This window comes from Streptomyces sp. Y2F8-2, from assembly GCF_014905555.1.
Taxonomy (GTDB): Bacteria; Actinomycetota; Actinomycetes; order Streptomycetales; family Streptomycetaceae; genus Streptomyces; species Streptomyces cynarae.
This window is the reverse complement of the sequence record NZ_BNGS01000006.1, coordinates 283,732-299,998: the sequence shown is the minus strand read 5'-3', so window position 1 is coordinate 299,998 and position 16,267 is coordinate 283,732. Positions and strand designations below refer to the sequence as shown.

Here is a 16,267-nt window from a genome sequence, read left to right as displayed (position 1 = left end):
GCACATGGACACCCGCTTCACCGCCGAACAGGACGAGATCCGCCGTACGGTGCGCGAGGTGCTGGCCAAGCGCTGCGGGCCCGAGGACGTGCGCGCCGCCGCCTCGACCGCCGCCGGGTACGACCCCGCCCTGTGGGCCGCCCTCGGCGGGCAGCTCGGTCTGCCCGGGCTGGCGCTCCCCGAGGCGTACGGCGGGGCGGGCTGCGGCACGACCGACCTCGCTCTCGCCTGCGAGGAGGTGGGCCGGACCCTCGCCCCCTCCCCGCTGCTCGCCACCGCGGTCCTCGCCGCGCCCCTGCTGCTCGCGCTGGGCACCGATGCCCAGCGCGCCGCGCTGCTGCCCCGGATCGCCGCCGGAGAGCTGACCGCCACCCTCGCCGTCCCGGGCGCCGCCCTCGCCACCGCCCTCGCCCTCGCCGGGGACAACCGGGGCGACTGGGCGGGCGGCGGACGCGCCGGTGGCGTCCAGGCGCGGCGGGCGGCCGGCACCTGGCGGCTGTACGGGGAGGCGGCGCAGGTCCTCGACGGGCACAGCGCCGGGCTGCTGGTCGTGGCCGCGCACGCCGGCGGGTTCGCGCGGTCGCGGACGCTGCTGTTCCTCGTACGGGACGGTGCCGTCCGTACGCGGCAGACCGCCCTGGACCAGACGCGGCCCTGCGCCCGGATCCAACTGCGCGATGTGGAGGCTGAGTTGCTCGGTGAGGACGGTGCCGATGTGGCGGGGGCGCTCGCCTCCGTCGGGGACCGCGCCGCCGCCGTGCTCGCCTGCGAGGCCGTGGGCGCCGCCGACCGGGTGCTGGAGCGAACCGTCGAGTACGTCGGGCAGCGGGAGCAGTTCGGGCGGCCCATCGGGTCCTTCCAGGCCGTGAAGCACCGGCTGGCCGACGTGTACGTGCGGGTACGCGCGGCGCGCTCGGCGGCGTACTACGCGGCGTGGGCCGGTGGGAAGGAATCGGGAGGTGCGGCGCGATGGGGGTGCCCTCAGGCGTCGAGCACCGGGGGAGGCTCCTTGGGAGGGCGGTGGCGGGAGACGGGCGGGCTGGTCGGCGGGCTCGCCCTCGCCCAGGCCCTTCAGGCGCTGCGGACCGCCGCGGCCGAGGGGATCCAGTTGCACGGCGGCATCGGTTTCACCTGGGAGGACGCGGTGCATCTCTACTTCAAACGGGCCACCGGCGACGAGCTGCTGTTCGGGCCCGTGCACCGGCTGCGGGCGCACGCGGCGGACGCGGCGGGGCTCTTCGAACGCGGGGAGGTGGCGGTGTGACGGCCCTCGGTGTACGGATCGTGCAGAAGGTGTCCTCCACGCGGGCCTTCGCCAGGGCCGCGCCGCACGTCGTGCCCGCCCTGGACCGCGCGGTGCACCGGTTGACCGGTGGAAAGGTGCTGCTCAGCGCGCAGATGCTGCCGGGCGTGATCCTCACGTCCACCGGCGCGAGAAGCGGCCTCGCACGCCGTACGCCGCTCGCGTGCATGCCGGAGGAGGGCGGCGGCTGGCTCCTGATCGGCTCCAACTTCGGCCGGCCCGGCCACCCCGCCTGGACCCACAACCTCATCGCCCACCCCGACGCGGAGATCAACTGGAGGGGCGAGGACATCCCGGTCACGGCCCGTCTGCTGCGGGGGCGGGAGCGGGAGGCCGCCTGGAAGGCGGTGCTGGCGTTCTGGCCGCCGTACGCCACGTATCAGGAGCGGGTGGAGCGGGAGATCCGGCTGTTCCGGGTGGTACCGCGGTGACCGCACTCCTGGACACGGGGCACTGGCACGGTGGGCCGGACGGCGCGACAGGCGGCGGTCCACTCGGGTGAACCGCCGCCTCGGTGACAGGACTTGCGCCGTCGCGGCGAGTGCCGTGGCCGGGAGGCTACTTCGTCGGCTTCCTGCCGGTGACGCCCAGGTACACCAACAACGCGAGGTTCGGCTTCAGTTCGGCCTGCTTGACGCCCCAGGACGTGAAGCCCTTCTGGTGGGAGGACACGGACGCCAGCATCGCCACGAGCGCGCCCGCCACGGCCGCCGGGTTCACGTCCTTGTCGACCCTGCCCTTGGACTGGAGCTCGGAGATCGAGTCCGCGAGGGAGTTGTTCACCGAGTTGAGGATCTTCATGCGGATCTTGTAGAAGCGCTTGTCACCCTCGGCCGCGCCGAGGTCCACCACGCGCAGGATGGCGTCGTGTTTGCGCCAGAACTCCAGGAAGCCCTCCACGAGTTCCTGCGCGGTCTGCCAGCCGGCCTTCCCGGCCCAGGAGCGGCCTTCGAGCAGCTGGGTCAACCCGGCACCCTCCGCGGCCATTTGGTCCGCGATCTCGAGGACGGCGCCCTCGACGTCCGGGAAGTACTGGTAGAAGGTCGCCGGTGACGTCCCCGCCTTCCGGGCGACATCAATGACTTTGACGTCGCGGTAAGGCGAGGAGCTGAGCATCTCGCTGAGGCAGTCGAGCAGCTTCTGCCGCGTCGCCTGCCCGCGTCGACCGGCCACGCGGCCGTCGACGGTACGCACTTGTCCTGTCATGCCGTCAGCTTACCGAGGGGTGATCGAAGCGCGATTCGGCCGACTGCAAATGGGGAGTACAGGGGCCTGCACCCGCTTCGGGGGCGGTGAAAAGGGAGTACCCCCGCGAGCGCTCCACGGGTCGTGCACGTTAGCTTGGCAGCATGGCCGAAAATCCGCCATCGTCTTCGCACGACGGCCCCTTCCCCGAGGGGGTGCCGTGCTGGATCGACGCGCAGTTGCCCGACGTCGAGGCGGGCAAGCGGTTCTACGGCGAGCTCTTCGGGTGGAGCTTCGAGGAGGCGCCCGGCTCATCCGTGTGGGCGCACCTCGGCGGCGAACCGGTGGCCGCGCTGAACCGCAAGGTCGACGGGCGGATGCCCACCGTCTGGACGGTGTACTTCGCCACCCCCGACGCCACCGCGCTGGCCCGGCGGATCCTGGCGGCCGGCGGCCAGGTCGTCGCCCTGCCCGAGCCCGTGGACGGCCTCGGCACCGCCGCGCTGGCCGCCGACCCCGAGGGCGCCGTGTTCGGGCTCTGGCAGGCCGGTGCGCACGCGGGCTTCGGCAAGCGGCACGAACCCGGCTCCTTCACCTGGGCCGAGCTGTACACGCGGGACACCGCTTCCGCGAACACCTTCTACACCGGCCTCTTCCACGACGCCCTGTTCGGCCCCGGCGCCGTCCCCGACTTCGGGCGGGCTCCGCTCGAGGACGTCTTCCCCGCCGAGATGCCGCCGCACTTCCTCGTCCACTTCGGCGTCCGGGACGGCGCGGCGGCGCTCGGTGCGGTGGCCCGGCTGGGCGGGCGCGTACAGGTACCGGCGTTCGACACCTCGTACGGACGGGTGGCGGTGGTCAGCGACGACCAGGGGGCGAGCTTCGCGCTTCTCCAGCGCTGACGGCCCCCGCAGGCCCCTGTTCCACCATGCGGGCGCCCGCTTCCCGTACCCTCGTGCGCCATGCTTTTGTCCTGAGACACCCCGTTCCGCCCTCGGGTTAGCTTCCACACGCCCGGACAGGAAGAATCGGGGTGCGTGCCGCCATGGCGGTGCGGTGGTGAGACGCTGCACGGGGTCGCGTGCACAAGGCGCATGACGCGACCCGTACGGGGAGGTGGCAGGCAAGTGGTGGATCAGCTGACGCAGCACGATCCGCGGCGGATCGGGCCGTTCGAGGTGCTGGGACGGCTGGGTGCCGGCGGCATGGGGCTGGTCTATCTCGCGCGCTCGGCGTCCGGCCGGCGCGTGGCGATCAAGACGGTGCGCACCGAACTGGCCGAGGACCAGCTGTTCCGGGTGCGTTTCACCCGCGAGGTGGAGGCCGCCCGGGCGGTCTCCGGGTTCTACACCGCCGCCGTGGTCGACGCCGACCCCCGTGCGGCCGTGCCGTGGCTCGCCACCGCGTACGTGCCCGCGCCCTCCCTCGAGGAGATAGTGACCGAGTGCGGCCCGCTGCCGGCCCAGGCGGTGCGCTGGCTCGCGGCGGGCGTGGCCGAGGCCCTGCAGTCCATCCACGGGGCGGGCCTGGTCCACCGGGACCTGAAGCCGTCGAACGTCCTCGTCGTGGAGGACGGCCCCCGGGTGATCGACTTCGGGATCGCCTCCGGTGTATCGAACACCCGTCTGACCATGACCAACGTGGCCGTCGGCACGCCCGCCTACATGTCCCCCGAACAGGCCAAGGACTCACGCAGCGTCACCGGTGCCAGCGATGTGTTCTCGCTGGGCTCGATGCTCGTCTTCGCGGCCACCGGGCATCCCCCCTTCCACGGCGCCAACCCCGTCGAGACCGTCTTCATGCTGCTGCGCGAGGGCCCGGACCTGTCCGGACTGCCGGACGAGCTGCGCCCGCTCATCGAGTCCTGCATGCAGATGGACCCCACCGCCCGCCCCAACCCGGCCGACCTCCAGGCGCAGCTCGCCCCGCACCTGTTCGGCTCCGGCTCCGACGACAGCGGTACGGCGTCGGCGTGGCTGCCCGAGAAGGCGGTCACCCTGATCGAGGCCCGCCGGGGCGGGCGCCCTGCCACCAAGCCCTCCGCCTCCGGCAACCGCAGCGGCGGCGGCGCGCGCCCCGCGGTGCCGCCTCCGCCCTCCCACGACCCGGTGCCGCCCCCGCCGTCCCACGACCCGGTGCCGATGCCGGTCGGCGCGCCCGACTCCGGGCCGGTGCGGCTCGCGGGCGCCTCCGTGCCGATCGGCCCCGGGCCGCGGGTCGCCGACGCCCGGGCCGCCGCGCTGAAGGCGCCGCCGCCTCACGCCGCGCTCGCCGCGTCCTGGTCCCGTCCGGGGGCCGGGGTCAACGGCGCGCCCGGAGCGGCGCCCGCGGTCCCGGCGCCGCCCGCGCCCCCGGAGGCCGCCTCCGGCTGGCGCCCGTGGCGCTTCCGCATGTCGAACGACGTGTGGGGCACGCCCGCGGTCGCCGACGACCTGGTCTACGTCACCTCCTTCGAGGTGCACGCCCTGGACGTGGCGACCGGCCGCCGCCGCTTCAAGACCCGCGACGTCGCCTGGTCGATGTCGGTCGCGGACGGCCGTGTCCACGCCTCCGACGGGCCCACCCTGTTCGCCCTGGACGCCCGCGAGGGCACCGATCTGTGGCGGCTGCAGATGGACGGCTGGGTGTACTCCCTCAAGGCCGACCGCGGCACGGTCGTCACCGCCACCCGCGGCGGCGGCGTCCAGGCGTGGGAGGCGTCCGGCGGCCGGAAGCTGTGGGAGCTCACCGGCGCGCAGACCGAGTTCGAGACCCCGGAGGCGGGCCCCGCGCTCCACGACGGCACGGTGTACGTGTGGCAGGACGCCCGGCTGCGCGCCCTGGACGCCCGCAGCGGCGAGGAGCGCTGGTCGTACCCCATCGGTGACGCGGCCTCCTGCGGCGGTGTCCCCGTCCGCCTCACCCACGCGAGTGACGGCTGTGTGTACGTCTGTGCCGGCACCCGGGTCCTTGCGCTGGAGGTGGCGAGCGGCATGCCGCGCTGGCACTTCGAGGCGCCGGCGGTCTTCCTGAGCCCGCCCGCCTTCGCACCGGGCCCGGCGGTGACGGGCGGCGGCGTCTACCTCGCGGACTACCTCGGCACGGTCTACGCCCTCGACCCGGCGGACGGCCGCGACCGCTGGCGCATCGCCACCGAGTCCCGGGCGGCGATCGACCCGGTGCTGGTGGCCGCCGGGCACGTCCACGTGGGCAGCGGCAAGGGCCTGTACACCCTCGACGCGGTCACCGGCACCCCCAAGTGGCGCTTCCAGGCGGGCGGCGACATCGTGGGCTCCCCGGCGGTCGCGGAGGGCCGCATCCACTTCGGCTCCACGGACCACCTGCTGTACACGCTGAAGGCCGACGACGGCCGCCTGCGCTGGAAGCTGGCCACCGGCGGAGAGATCACCGGCGCCCCGGTGGTGAAGGACGGCGTGGTGTACGCGTGCAGCAAGGACCGCTGCGTGTACGCACTGGACGCGGAGAAGGGCACGGGGACGTCCCGCACGTCCTGAGCCACAAGGCGGGGGAGACGGCCGTCGCACCGGACCGGACGGAAGGGGCGCGGGACGGCGGCCGTCACCCCTGACGCTACGTGCTGTGGTCGCGATGTGCCATACCGTGGCGACCCGGAGGGGACCGAGCGGGGCCTCACCGCACCCGGAACCCATCCCTCCGCCGCCCCGCGAACAGCTCCGCCTGCCGATCCGGCGGCAGGTTCCCGAGCGCGATCAGCGCCGGCGCCTGCGCCAGGGCCTGCGCCCGTGCCGCCTCCTTCGCCGCCCACAGCGCCCGCACGGTGCCCTGCACGCCCTCCGGCGGACAGGCGGCGACGACGGCGGCACAGCGCACCGCGGCCTCCAAGGCGCCGCCGGGTGGGGTGAGTTCGGACACGAGCCCGATCTCGTACGCCCGCCGCGCCGAGATCCGCTCTGCGGTCCCCATCAGCGCCATCCGGGCGGCCTCCCCGTACGGCATCCGGTGCGCCATGTACACCGCCTCGTACGCGCTGACCATCCCGTAGGTGGTGTGCGGGTCGAAGAAGGAAGCCGTCTCGTCCGCGACGACGAACTCGCTCTCGCCGAGCAGGTAGAACGCCCCACCGCAGGCCATGCCCCGCACCGCGGCGATCACCGGCTTCCACAGGTCGTTCGCCTTCGGGCCGATCCTCAGCAGCGGATCGTCCAGCATGTACGGCGAGGTGGGCTGCGGAACGTCCGCGTCCCGGTCGAGCCCGGTGCAGAAGGCCCGCTCCCCGGCGCCGGTGAGGACGACGGCCCGCACGGAGTCGTCGTACCTGAACGCGCGCCAGCAGGCGGCCAGTTCCTCGGCCGTGGCGAGGTCGACGGCGTTGAGCCTCCCCGGCCGGTCCAGGGTGACGACCGCGACCCCGGTGTCCTTGTCGGCGCTGATCCGCAGCCCTTCACTCACGACCGCTCCAGCACCCACCGGGGCAACCCGTCCCCGTCGAAGACGGCCTCCACTCTCGCACCGATCCGGACCCGCTCGGGCGGCACGGAGTCCAGGGACGCGCCGGGCCCGGTGACGAGGTTCCCGACCAGGCGGATGCGCGGCGCCTCGGCCAGCTCGACCAGGATCACGTTGTACGGGGCCTGGGCCGCGTAAGCCGGGAGCAGCGGCGGGTGCGGGACGACGTACGACCAGATCCTCCCCCTCCCGCTCATCCGCCGCCACTGGCTCGCGAAGGACCGGCAGTGCGGGCAGCAGGGCCTCGGCGGGAAGCGCGGCTCGCCGCAGTCGGAGCAGGCCTGGACGCGCAGTTCGCCCCGGGCGGCGTACTCCCAGAAGGGGGCGCCGTCCTCGTCGGGGACGGGGGACAGGAGGGCGGGGAGGGTCTCGGGGGACACGGTGCGGCTCCTTCAGTTCCTCAGCAGAAGGGCGGAGGTCGGGACGCCCTCGCCGGCGGTGACGAGACAGGTGGCGGCGCCCGGAACCTGGGCGGTGCTGGTCCCGCGCAACTGCTTCACGCCCTCGTTGATCAGGTTGAACCCGTGGACGTACGCCTCGGAGAGCCCGCCGCCCCCCGTGTTGATGGGCAGCCGCCCACCGGTCTCCAGCGCCCCGCCCTCGGTGAACGCCCCGCCCTCTCCCCGGCCGCAGAAGCCGTAGCCCTCCAGGGAGAGGAGGATCAGCGGCGTGAACGCGTCGTAGATCTGGGCGACGTCGACGTCGTCGGGGGTGAGGTCGGCGTGCTTCCACAGGTGGCGGGCTGCGGTCCAGGCAGGGCCGGTGAGCGGGTCGTCGTTCCAGTAGTTGACCATGCCGTGGTGCTGGGCGGGCAGCCCCTGGGCGGCGGCGTGGACGTAGACGGGCCGTTGCCGGCAGTCACGGGCGCGCTCGCGGGAGACGACCACGCAGGCCAACGCCCCGTCCGTCTCCAGGCAGTTGTCGAAGAGGCAGAGCGGCTCACTGATCCACCGCGAGTTCATGTACATGCCTCTGGTCAGGGGCCGCTCGTACATGATCGCGGCGGGGTTCTGATTGGCCCTGTTCCGGCAGGCGAGGGCGACGTTGAAGAGGTGATCCCTGGTCGCCCCGTACTGGTGCATGTACCGGCGTGCGAGCATCCCGATCTCGTCGACGGGCCTGAGGAGCCCGAAGGGCCGGGTCCACTGGGCGGGAGTGGGAAGCTGGACCGTCGTGTTCCTCCACGGCCTGGGCCCGCTGCCGCGCTTGCGGGACCGCCAGGCGACGCCGACGGTGGCCTGCCCGGTGGCGACGGCGGCGGCGAGATGGGCGACGGTCGCGCAGGAGCCGCCGCCCCCGTACCCGACCTTGCTGAAGAAGGTGAGGTCCCCGAGACCGAGGGCCTTGGCGACCTCCACCTCGTCGGTCTCCTCCATGGTGTAGGAGGCGAGCGCGTCGACCTCGCCGGGCGCGATCCCGGCGTCGTCGAGGGCGGCGAGGACGGCACGGCAGGCCAGGGCCTTCTCTGACTCCGGGAGCCGCTTGGCGAAGTCGGTCTGCCCGATGCCGACGACGGCGGTCGCGTCCTTGAACCCTGCCATGGGTGCACCTCCGCGGGGTACGGCGGCTGACAGTCCGTCAGGTTACAGCTAACCTGACGGATAGTCAGCTACGGCGATGGGCTGTGCGTACCGTGGGGAGGACGCCGTGCGCGGTGACCTTGAGTGGGGCGGCATTCCGGAGCTGGTGCGGAGCGCGGCCCGTCGCTACGACGACACGGAGGCGGTCGTCGAGGGCCGTACCCGGATCTCGTACGCCGAACTGGGTGCCCGCGTCGAACGCGCGGCGGCGGCCTGCATCGCGAACGGCGTCGGCGTCGGCGACCGCGTCGGCATCTGGGCGCCGAACACGCTCGACTGGATCGTGTCCTCTCTGGGCGCTGTGTCGGCGGGCGCGATCCTGGTGCCGCTCAACACCCGCTTCAAGGGCTCGGAGGCGGCCTACGTCCTGCACCGGGTCCGGGCGAAACTGCTGTTCGTGACGGGCGCGTTCCTCGGGACGTCGTATGTGGCGTCGCTGCGGAGGGCGGCGGGGGAGGGGCCCGGGGACGGTCCGTTGCCGGGCCTGCCGCACCTGGACCAGGTGGTGGTCCTGGCGGACGACGCCCCGGCGGACTTCCGCACCTGGAAGGACTTCCTCGCGAGCGGGGAGGGGGTGGGTGAGCCGGATGTGCGGCGCAGGTCGTCGGTCGTGACGGGCGACCGCCCCTCGGACATCGTCTTCACCTCGGGCACGACGGGCCGCACGAAGGGCGCGGTGATCACGCACGCGCAGACGCTGAGGGCCTACGAGACCTGGGCGGACCTGACGGGTCTGCGACAGGGCGACCGCTACCTGATCGTCAACCCCCTCTTCCACACGTTCGGTTACAAGGCCGGGGTGCTGGCCTGCCTGATGCGGGGCGCGACGATGATCCCGCAGCCGGTGTTCACCGTGGACACGGCACTGGCGAACACGGCGGCGGAGCGGGTGACCGTCCTGCCGGGCCCGCCCACCCTGCACCAGGCGCTGCTGGACCACCCGTCGCGGGCCTCCTACGACCTCTCCGCTCTGCGCCTGGTCGTGACGGGGGCGGCGGTGGTGCCGCTGCGCCTGGTGGAACGGCTGCGGGACGAACTCGGCGTCGAGACGGTCCTGACGGCGTACGGCCTGTCGGAAGCGAGCGGTTTCGTGACGATGTGCCGCAGGAGCGATCCGCCGGAGGTGATCGCGACGACGTCGGGCCGCCCGATCCCGGGAGTGGAGGTACGGGTGGTGGACGCGCAGGGAGAACCGCTCGGCGCGGGGCTTCCCGGTGAGGTCCTGGTCCGGGGATTCAACGTCATGCGGGGCTACTTCGAGGACGAGACGGCCACGGCGGAGGCCCTGACCCGGGACGGCTGGCTCCGCACGGGAGACGTCGGGGTACTGGACCCGGCGGGCAACCTCCGCATCACGGACCGCATCAAGGACATGTTCATCGTGGGCGGCTTCAACGCGTACCCGGCGGAGATCGAGCAACTGCTGGCCCTGCACCCGGATGTTGCGGAGGCGGCGGTGATCGGCGTGCCGGACGCACGGCTGGGGGAGGTGGGGAAGGCGTACGTGGTGCGCAGGCCGGGGGCGGTGGTGACGTCCGACGACCTGATCGCGTGGTCCCGCCGCGAGATGGCGAACTACAAGGTCCCGAGGGAGGTGGAGTTCGTCGAGTCCCTTCCGAGGAACGCGAGCGGGAAGGTGGTGAAGGGGGAGTTGCGGGGACGCACGCGACCGGGCCCGGGGACGACGTAGGCCCGATGGAGGAGTGCCGAAGAAGGGGTGGTCTCGATCCGCAGCCCGATGATGAAAGGCCGGCGTGCGCCTACCGTCGGGTCTCATGGACATCGACGGCACACTCGACGAGGCGTACGAACGGCTGCACCGGACGGGACCGGAGTTCGACGGCTGGCTGAGCAACCACGGCCCCATGGCGGTGGAAGCCATGGTCAGGCACGGCCACGCGCCCCAGGTCCACCGCTGGTTGGACCTCTACACACGCCGACTGGACGATCTGCCGCGCGGCACCTCTCCCATCACGGCCGACGACTGGCGCACGGCGCTCGGAGACCCGCGACGTCTCGGCGACTGGCTCGCGTTCTTCGGCCGTGAAGTGACGGAACAACCCTGGCGTACGGTGCTGGAGACATGGTGGCCGAGGCTGCTCCCGGGCATCGCGGCCGGCGCCACCCACGGCGTGATCCGCACCGGCCACGCGGTCCACGCCCTGCTGGACCACGAGGACGGACCGCGCCTGGCCGAACTAGGCCAAGCCCTCGGCTACTGGGCGGCCCGCTGGCAACCGGTCCCGCTCACCACCCCCGCCGGAACCGCCGACCCGGCGTCCGCGCTGGCCGGCGTCCCCCGCGTGCCCGACCAGAGCGCGGGCATCAACCACCGCCTCGGGCAGCTCACCGACCTGCCCGACTGGCCCACCGCGCTGGCCGCCCTGCGACCCGCCACCGAAGCCGACCAGGCCCGGGACCGCCTGGCCGACCTGACGACCGCCGCGGCCGTGCACTACCTCGCCAACGCCCACGGCTCGGCCGTCATGCTGGTCCACGCCGCGACCGCCCCCATGGCCGTCCTGCGCACCCTGCCCGCCGTGCCGCGCTCCCAGTGGGCGACGAGCCTGCACGCGGCCTGGGCGGCGAGCGCCGCGGTGACCGCGGCCTACACCCCCGCCGCACCCGCACCCCGGCACAGCCTCCCCACGGCCCCCGAATCGGCGGAGGAGGTCTTCGCCCTGGCCGTCCACCACGGCGACGAACACGTCATCAAACTCGCCGACACCTGCCTCGAGGTCCACCGACGCACGGGGAACGGTGACGCGCTGGCGGCGGTGATCCGCGCGGCAGGGCTCATCGAGGAGTTGTGAGGGGCTGGAGTCGAGGCCGGACAGACTTCGGCCGCGACGGCTCCCCCTCCGCGCCGCCGCGGCCGATCCCCGTGTGGGAGAAGGTCTAGCTGGGGTCCGACGTGATGTGCGTGTTGTCCGGGGTGGCTTCGCCGTCGTCGACATCGGTGATGTGCGTGTTGAGCGGCTGAACCTCGGTGCCGGCCTCGGCGTCGGTGATGTGCGTGTTGTCCGGCTTGACGACCGGCTGGTCCTTGGTGGTGTCGCTCATGCTGGTGCCTCCCCTTGGTTGTTGCTGTCGGACTGTCGTCGACCCGTCCGGCCACTCCCCCGAGGGTGGCCGGACGGGTCATTCGAGTCGCCCACCCTAGACTGCGAGTCAGGCGACCTCACCGGCGGTCCGTCTGCCCCCCGACGCGACGGATCGACAAACAAGAGAGTGCCTGGCGGCGATAAACGAACGATGAACGTCCGTGTCGAGCCTCACGCGGCTGCCGCGGGAGCCAACAACGCCTGCACTTCGGCGGCCTCTGGGGAGTCCAGGCCCTCGTAGATTTCGAGGGCCTCTCGCCAGCAGACGTGTGCCCGCCCGGACTGCCCCAGCCGGTTCAGTGCTTTGCCGAGGACGGTGAGCACGTTTCCCCGGCGCCATTCCCCACCGATCCCCCTGAGCATGGCGAGGGCCATCTCGGCGTTGGCGGCGGCCTGCGCGGGGCGCTGGGCCAGGAGATCCACCTCCGCGAGACGGAACAGGGTCATGCCCTCCCACAGTCGCTGGCGACTGGCGCGGAAGACCTGGAGGGCCTGCATGAGGCGGTCCGAGGCATCGGACTGCTGGCCGTTCTTGCTCAAGGCCAGGCCAAGCGCGTAGTGACCGTTCGCGGCCTTGAGCGTGTGTCCGAGCTCCTCGTACATCTCAGTGCCCTGCCGAGCGAGGCTGATCGCGCTGTCGGCACGATCCGTCGCCAGGTGCAAGCGGGAGAGGTTGCACAGGGCGGTCGCCGTGCCCGGCAGGTCACCGCAGGCGCGAAAGTCCTTGATGGCCCGCTCGAGGTAGTCCTCGGCGTCCCTGTAACGGCTCTGGTAGAAGGCGAAGGCCCCGAGGATGTTTGCCGCCCAGCAGCAGGGCAGCGGATCCCCTGCGGCCTCGGACAGCCTCAGTGCCTCCCGCGCCTCCTGATCCGCCTGATCGAAGTAACCGGACCAGTGGCGGGCGTTGGCCAGGACCAGGTTGGCCCGGCCCTCCGAACGGCCGTCCGACGCCGCACGCGCGGCATCACGCAGGGCAGTGGCTGCCGCCTCGTACTCCTTGAAGTTCGCCCCGGACTCCGCCAGGTCCACCGCTGCCCACAACAGGTCGACCGCGCGCCTGAGCCGCGCGCCGTCGGACGACTGGCGGACACAGGCGAGCAGCGAGACGGCTTCCGAGTAGAGCCAGTCCTGGGCCGCCCGCCGGTCCGGAAAGACCAGGCCGGCCGTCCGGGTCTTCTCCAGGTGATCCACCAGCCGATCCCCCGGCCGCTCGATCGCGTACACCTCCGCCGCCGTGGCCAGGTAGAAGTCCAGCAGCCGCGACATCGCCGCGTCCCGCTCGCTCGGCGGGTGTTCGTCCCGTTCCGCGCACGCACGCGCGTAGAGCCGGACCAGGTCGTGGTAGCGGTAGCGGCCGGGTGCCGCCGACTCCAGCAGGGAGGTGTCGACGAGGGACTCCAGCAGGTCCTCCGTGTCCTCCAGCGGGAGGTCCAGGACCGCGGCCGCCGCCGCCAGGGAGATGTCGGGGCCGTCCGCCAGGCCAAGGAGACGGAAGGCACGGGCCTGTGCCGGCTCCAACTGCCCGTAGCCCAGCTCGAACGTCGCCTTCACCGCCAGGTCGCCCGCCTGGAGTTCGTCCAGGCGGCGTCGCTCGTCCGCCAGCTTCGCGGCCAGGACCGAGACGGTCCAGGTGCGGCGCGCCGCCAGGCGGGACGCGGCGATGCGGATCGCCAGCGGCAGGAAGCCGCACGCCGCCACCACGTCCAGCGCCGCCTCCCGTTCCGAGGCCACCCTTTCCTCGCCCACGATCTTCGTGAACAAGGACAAGGCCTCGTCGGGCGACATCACGTCCAGGTCCACCAGGTGCGCACCCGCCAGGTCGACCATGCGGACCCGTGACGTCACCAGCGCCGCGCAGCCCTCGGTGCCAGGCAGGAGCGGGCGCACCTGGGCGGCGTCGCGCGCGTTGTCCAGCAGGACGAGTACCCGGCGGCCGTCCAGCACCGAGCGGTACAGGGCCGAGCGTTCCTCCAGCGAGTCCGGGATCGCCGAGTCCGCGGTGCCCAGGGCGCGCAGGAAGGAGCCGAGGACCGTCTCCGGTTCCGCCGCGCGCGGACCCGCGCCCTGCAGGTCCACGTACAGCTGGCCGTCCGGGAAGGCCGACCGGGCCTGGTGGGCCACGTGCACCGCCAGCGTCGTCTTGCCCACGCCTCCGATGCCCGCCAGCGCCGACACCGCCATCACCCGGCCCTCCGCCGACGCCAGCACCTCGCTGAGTTCGGCGACGAAGGCGGCACGGCCCGTGAAGTCCGGGACGGTCGCCGGGAGCTGCGCCGGGCGTACGGGGGTGGCCGAGGGCTCGGGTGCCGGTGCCGACGGTTCCGCCAGGGTCGGGTCCGCCTGGAGGATGCGCTGCTGGAGTTCCTTCAGGCCGGGGCGGGGGTCCACCCCGAGTTCGTCGGCCAGCAGGCGGCGCGTGTCCGCGTAGACCGCCAGGGCCTCGGCCTGGCGACCGGAGCGGTACAGCGCCAGCATCAGCAGCTCCCGCAGGCGCTCGCGCAGGGGGTGCGCCGCCGTCAGGGCCGTGAGCTCGGAGACCGCCTCCGCGTGGCAGCCCTGTTCCAGGTCCATGTCGAGGCGGGACTCGAGGAGTTGCAGGCGCCATTCCTCCAGACGGGCCCGCTGCGCCTCCGCGTACGGGCCGGGCACCCCGGCCAGCGGTTCCCCGTCCCACAGCGCGAGCGCCTCGTTCAGGACGTGCCGGGCACGGCACAGGTCCCCGGAGCTCTTCGCCTTCTCCGCCTCCGCGGCCAATTCCTGGGCGGCGGCCAGGTCCAGGGAGCGGGGCTCGCCCAGCCGCACCGCGTAGCCGCCCGACTCGCTGAGCAGGACACCCGGTGAGAGCACCTTGCGCAGACGGGAGGCGTAGGTGCGGACCGCCGCCAGCGCCCGCGGGGGCGGGTCGTCGCCCCACAGCGCGTCGATCAGTTCGGACGCCGTCGCCGTGCGGCCCTCGCGCATCAGCAAGGCGGCCAGCAGGGCGCGCTGCTGCGGTGAGCCGGTGACCAGCAGCTCCTCCCCGCGCCAGGCGCGCACCGGTCCGAGCACACCGAAGCGCAGTGTCGCCGAATCCTCGGGACCCCGCTGCTCAGGTACTCGCGGCACACCGTCCATCGTTGCCCCCTGGCCCCCTGCCGAACCGTCCACAACCAAGAGGCCAGTTTGCCTTGTTCATGGCGGATGCGTCAGCCGTGGGAGACGGCGATCACAGGCCACTGTGCGGTGCGTCACAAGGTTCCCACACGCTCTCCGCATATCCGGAGCGCCCCGTCTGCCCCTGTTCCGGGCACCCCCCCGGGTCCGCGGTAGCTGACGGATCGTCAGATCAGCGCTACCTTCACCGGCATGGAGACCTCAGCGACCGGCACCGGCGCCGCCTTCCCGAAGATCATTTCCGTCGACGACCACACCGTGGAGCCCCCGAACGTCTGGCAGGACCGCCTCCCGGCGAAGTACCGGGGCACCGGTCCGCGCATCGTCCGCGCGCCCCTGAAGGAAATGACGTTCCTGGGCGGCAGGTTCGCCCCGGTCATGGGCGCCCCCGGCGACGAAGGACCGCTCGGCGACTGGTGGGTGTACGAGGACCTGCACCGGCCCCTCACCCGCCTCGACACCGCCGTCGGCTGCAGCAGGGACGAGATCAGGCTCGAGGTGATCACCTACGAGCAGATGCGCCCGGGCTCGTACGACGTCCCGCAGCGCCTCGCCGACATGGACGTCAACCACGTCCAGTCCGCCCTCTGCTTCCCCACCTTCCCGCGCTTTTGCGGACAGACCTTCACCGAGGCCAAGGACCGCGAGCTCGGACTGCTCTCCATCAGGGCGTACAACGACTGGATGGTGGAGGAGTGGTGCGGGCCCGAGGCGCACGGACGCCTCATACCCCTCACCCTCATCCCCCTGTGGGACGCCGGACTCGCCGCCGCCGAAGTGCGCCGCAACGCCGAACGCGGCGTCCGCGCCGTCGCGTTCTCCGAGATCCCGCCCCGCCTCGGCCTGCCCTCCGTCCACACCGACGACTGGGACCCCTTCCTCGCCGCCTGTGACGAGACCGGGACGGTCATCGCGATGCACATCGGGTCGAGCAGCAGGATGCCGTCCACGTCCGCTGACGCCCCGCCCGCCGTCGGCTCCACGATCACCTTCGCCAACTGCTGCTTCTCGATGGTCGACTGGCTGATGAGCGGCAAGTTCGAGCGCTTCCCGAACCTCAGGGTGATGTACGCGGAGGGGCAGATCGGCTGGATCCCGTACATCCTCGAGCGCGCGGACGTCGTCTGGGAGGAGAACCGCGGCTGGGGCGGCGTCGCCGACAAGGTGCACCGCCCGCCGTCCGAGCTGTTCGCCGAGCACGTCCACGGCTGCTTCTTCGACGACGCCTTCGGCCTGCGGAACCTGGACGCCATCGGGGTCGGCAACGTCCTGTACGAAACCGACTATCCCCACTCCGACTCCACCTGGCCCAAGTCGCGCGAGGTCGGCGAGGCGCAGATGGGGCATCTGGAGCCGGACGTCGTCGAGCGGATCGTCCGGCGCAACGCCATCGAGCTGCTGGGGCTGACGGAGGACGGTCTGTGGCCGGGCGGCAGGCGTTGAGCGGGCCCCTGCGGTACAGGACGCTCCGGTAC

At 72.7% G+C, this 16,267-nt stretch carries 13 protein-coding genes; 7 read left to right on the top strand and 6 right to left on the bottom strand.

What is annotated here, in order from left to right; all coding sequences use genetic code 11:
- Positions 1 to 4 precede the first annotated feature (4 nt).
- Both SY2F82_RS21965 and SY2F82_RS21960 read left to right on the top strand, forming a co-directional pair.
- Entirely contained in the window at positions 5 to 1,264 is a 1,260-nt protein-coding gene (locus SY2F82_RS21965) for an acyl-CoA dehydrogenase family protein (RefSeq protein ID WP_200420858.1), read from the top strand.
- On the top strand, positions 1,261 to 1,734 hold the full coding sequence (locus tag SY2F82_RS21960; RefSeq protein WP_200420857.1) for a nitroreductase/quinone reductase family protein: 474 nt from the start codon (positions 1,261 to 1,263) through the stop codon (positions 1,732 to 1,734). The genes SY2F82_RS21965 and SY2F82_RS21960 overlap by 4 nt, the downstream gene beginning before the upstream one ends.
- A 127-nt stretch (positions 1,735 to 1,861) precedes the next feature.
- Here SY2F82_RS21960 and SY2F82_RS21955 read toward each other — a convergent pair whose 3' ends face one another.
- Entirely contained in the window at positions 1,862 to 2,497 is a 636-nt protein-coding gene (locus SY2F82_RS21955; RefSeq protein ID WP_200421089.1) for a TetR family transcriptional regulator, read from the bottom strand.
- A 155-nt stretch (positions 2,498 to 2,652) separates the two neighbouring features.
- Here SY2F82_RS21955 and SY2F82_RS21950 point away from each other — a divergent pair, with 155 nt between their 5' ends.
- Together SY2F82_RS21950 and SY2F82_RS21945 are read left to right on the top strand one after the other, a co-directional pair.
- Complete coding sequence (locus tag SY2F82_RS21950; protein WP_200420856.1) at positions 2,653 to 3,390, top strand: VOC family protein; 738 nt, start codon at positions 2,653 to 2,655, stop codon at positions 3,388 to 3,390.
- A gap of 225 nt (positions 3,391 to 3,615) precedes the next feature.
- Positions 3,616 to 5,982, top strand: coding sequence for a PQQ-binding-like beta-propeller repeat protein (locus tag SY2F82_RS21945; RefSeq protein WP_200420855.1), 2,367 nt, complete (start codon positions 3,616 to 3,618; stop codon positions 5,980 to 5,982).
- 136 nt (positions 5,983 to 6,118) lie between these two features.
- On the opposite strand, the gene SY2F82_RS21940 is transcribed toward SY2F82_RS21945, so the two are convergent.
- The 3 genes from SY2F82_RS21940 to SY2F82_RS21930 are packed head-to-tail and all read right to left on the bottom strand — an operon-like array spanning position 6,119 to position 8,496.
- A complete protein-coding gene (locus SY2F82_RS21940) occupies positions 6,119 to 6,898 on the bottom strand; it encodes an enoyl-CoA hydratase/isomerase family protein (RefSeq protein WP_236041724.1) in 780 nt (259 codons plus the stop codon).
- The gene (locus SY2F82_RS21935; RefSeq protein ID WP_200420853.1) at positions 6,895 to 7,335 is read right to left on the bottom strand and encodes a Zn-ribbon domain-containing OB-fold protein; all 441 of its coding nucleotides are present in this window, start codon (positions 7,333 to 7,335) and stop codon (positions 6,895 to 6,897) included. The genes SY2F82_RS21940 and SY2F82_RS21935 overlap by 4 nt, the downstream gene beginning before the upstream one ends.
- A 12-nt stretch (positions 7,336 to 7,347) precedes the next feature.
- Complete coding sequence (locus tag SY2F82_RS21930) at positions 7,348 to 8,496, bottom strand: lipid-transfer protein (protein WP_200420852.1); 1,149 nt, start codon at positions 8,494 to 8,496, stop codon at positions 7,348 to 7,350.
- A 106-nt stretch (positions 8,497 to 8,602) separates the two neighbouring features.
- Here SY2F82_RS21930 and SY2F82_RS21925 point away from each other — a divergent pair, with 106 nt between their 5' ends.
- On the top strand, positions 8,603 to 10,225 hold the full coding sequence (locus SY2F82_RS21925; RefSeq protein WP_236041723.1) for a FadD3 family acyl-CoA ligase: 1,623 nt from the start codon (positions 8,603 to 8,605) through the stop codon (positions 10,223 to 10,225).
- Positions 10,226 to 10,310: 85 nt separating this feature from the next.
- Positions 10,311 to 11,348: a questin oxidase family protein gene (locus SY2F82_RS21920; protein ID WP_200420850.1), complete on the top strand. Its 1,038-nt coding sequence runs from the start codon at positions 10,311 to 10,313 to the stop codon at positions 11,346 to 11,348.
- An 85-nt stretch (positions 11,349 to 11,433) separates the two neighbouring features.
- Here SY2F82_RS21920 and SY2F82_RS21915 read toward each other — a convergent pair whose 3' ends face one another.
- A complete protein-coding gene (locus SY2F82_RS21915) occupies positions 11,434 to 11,598 on the bottom strand; it encodes a hypothetical protein (RefSeq protein ID WP_200420849.1) in 165 nt (54 codons plus the stop codon).
- 212 nt (positions 11,599 to 11,810) lie between these two features.
- Positions 11,811 to 14,753 (bottom strand): BTAD domain-containing putative transcriptional regulator, encoded by a 2,943-nt coding sequence (locus SY2F82_RS21910; RefSeq protein ID WP_200420848.1) that lies wholly within the window; start codon positions 14,751 to 14,753, stop codon positions 11,811 to 11,813.
- Between the two features lie 231 nt (positions 14,754 to 14,984).
- Between SY2F82_RS21910 and SY2F82_RS21905 the strand changes: the two genes are divergently transcribed.
- Positions 14,985 to 16,235, top strand: a complete 1,251-nt coding sequence (locus tag SY2F82_RS21905) for an amidohydrolase family protein (RefSeq protein WP_200420847.1) — start codon at positions 14,985 to 14,987, stop codon at positions 16,233 to 16,235.
- The last annotated feature ends 32 nt before the right edge of the window (positions 16,236 to 16,267 follow it).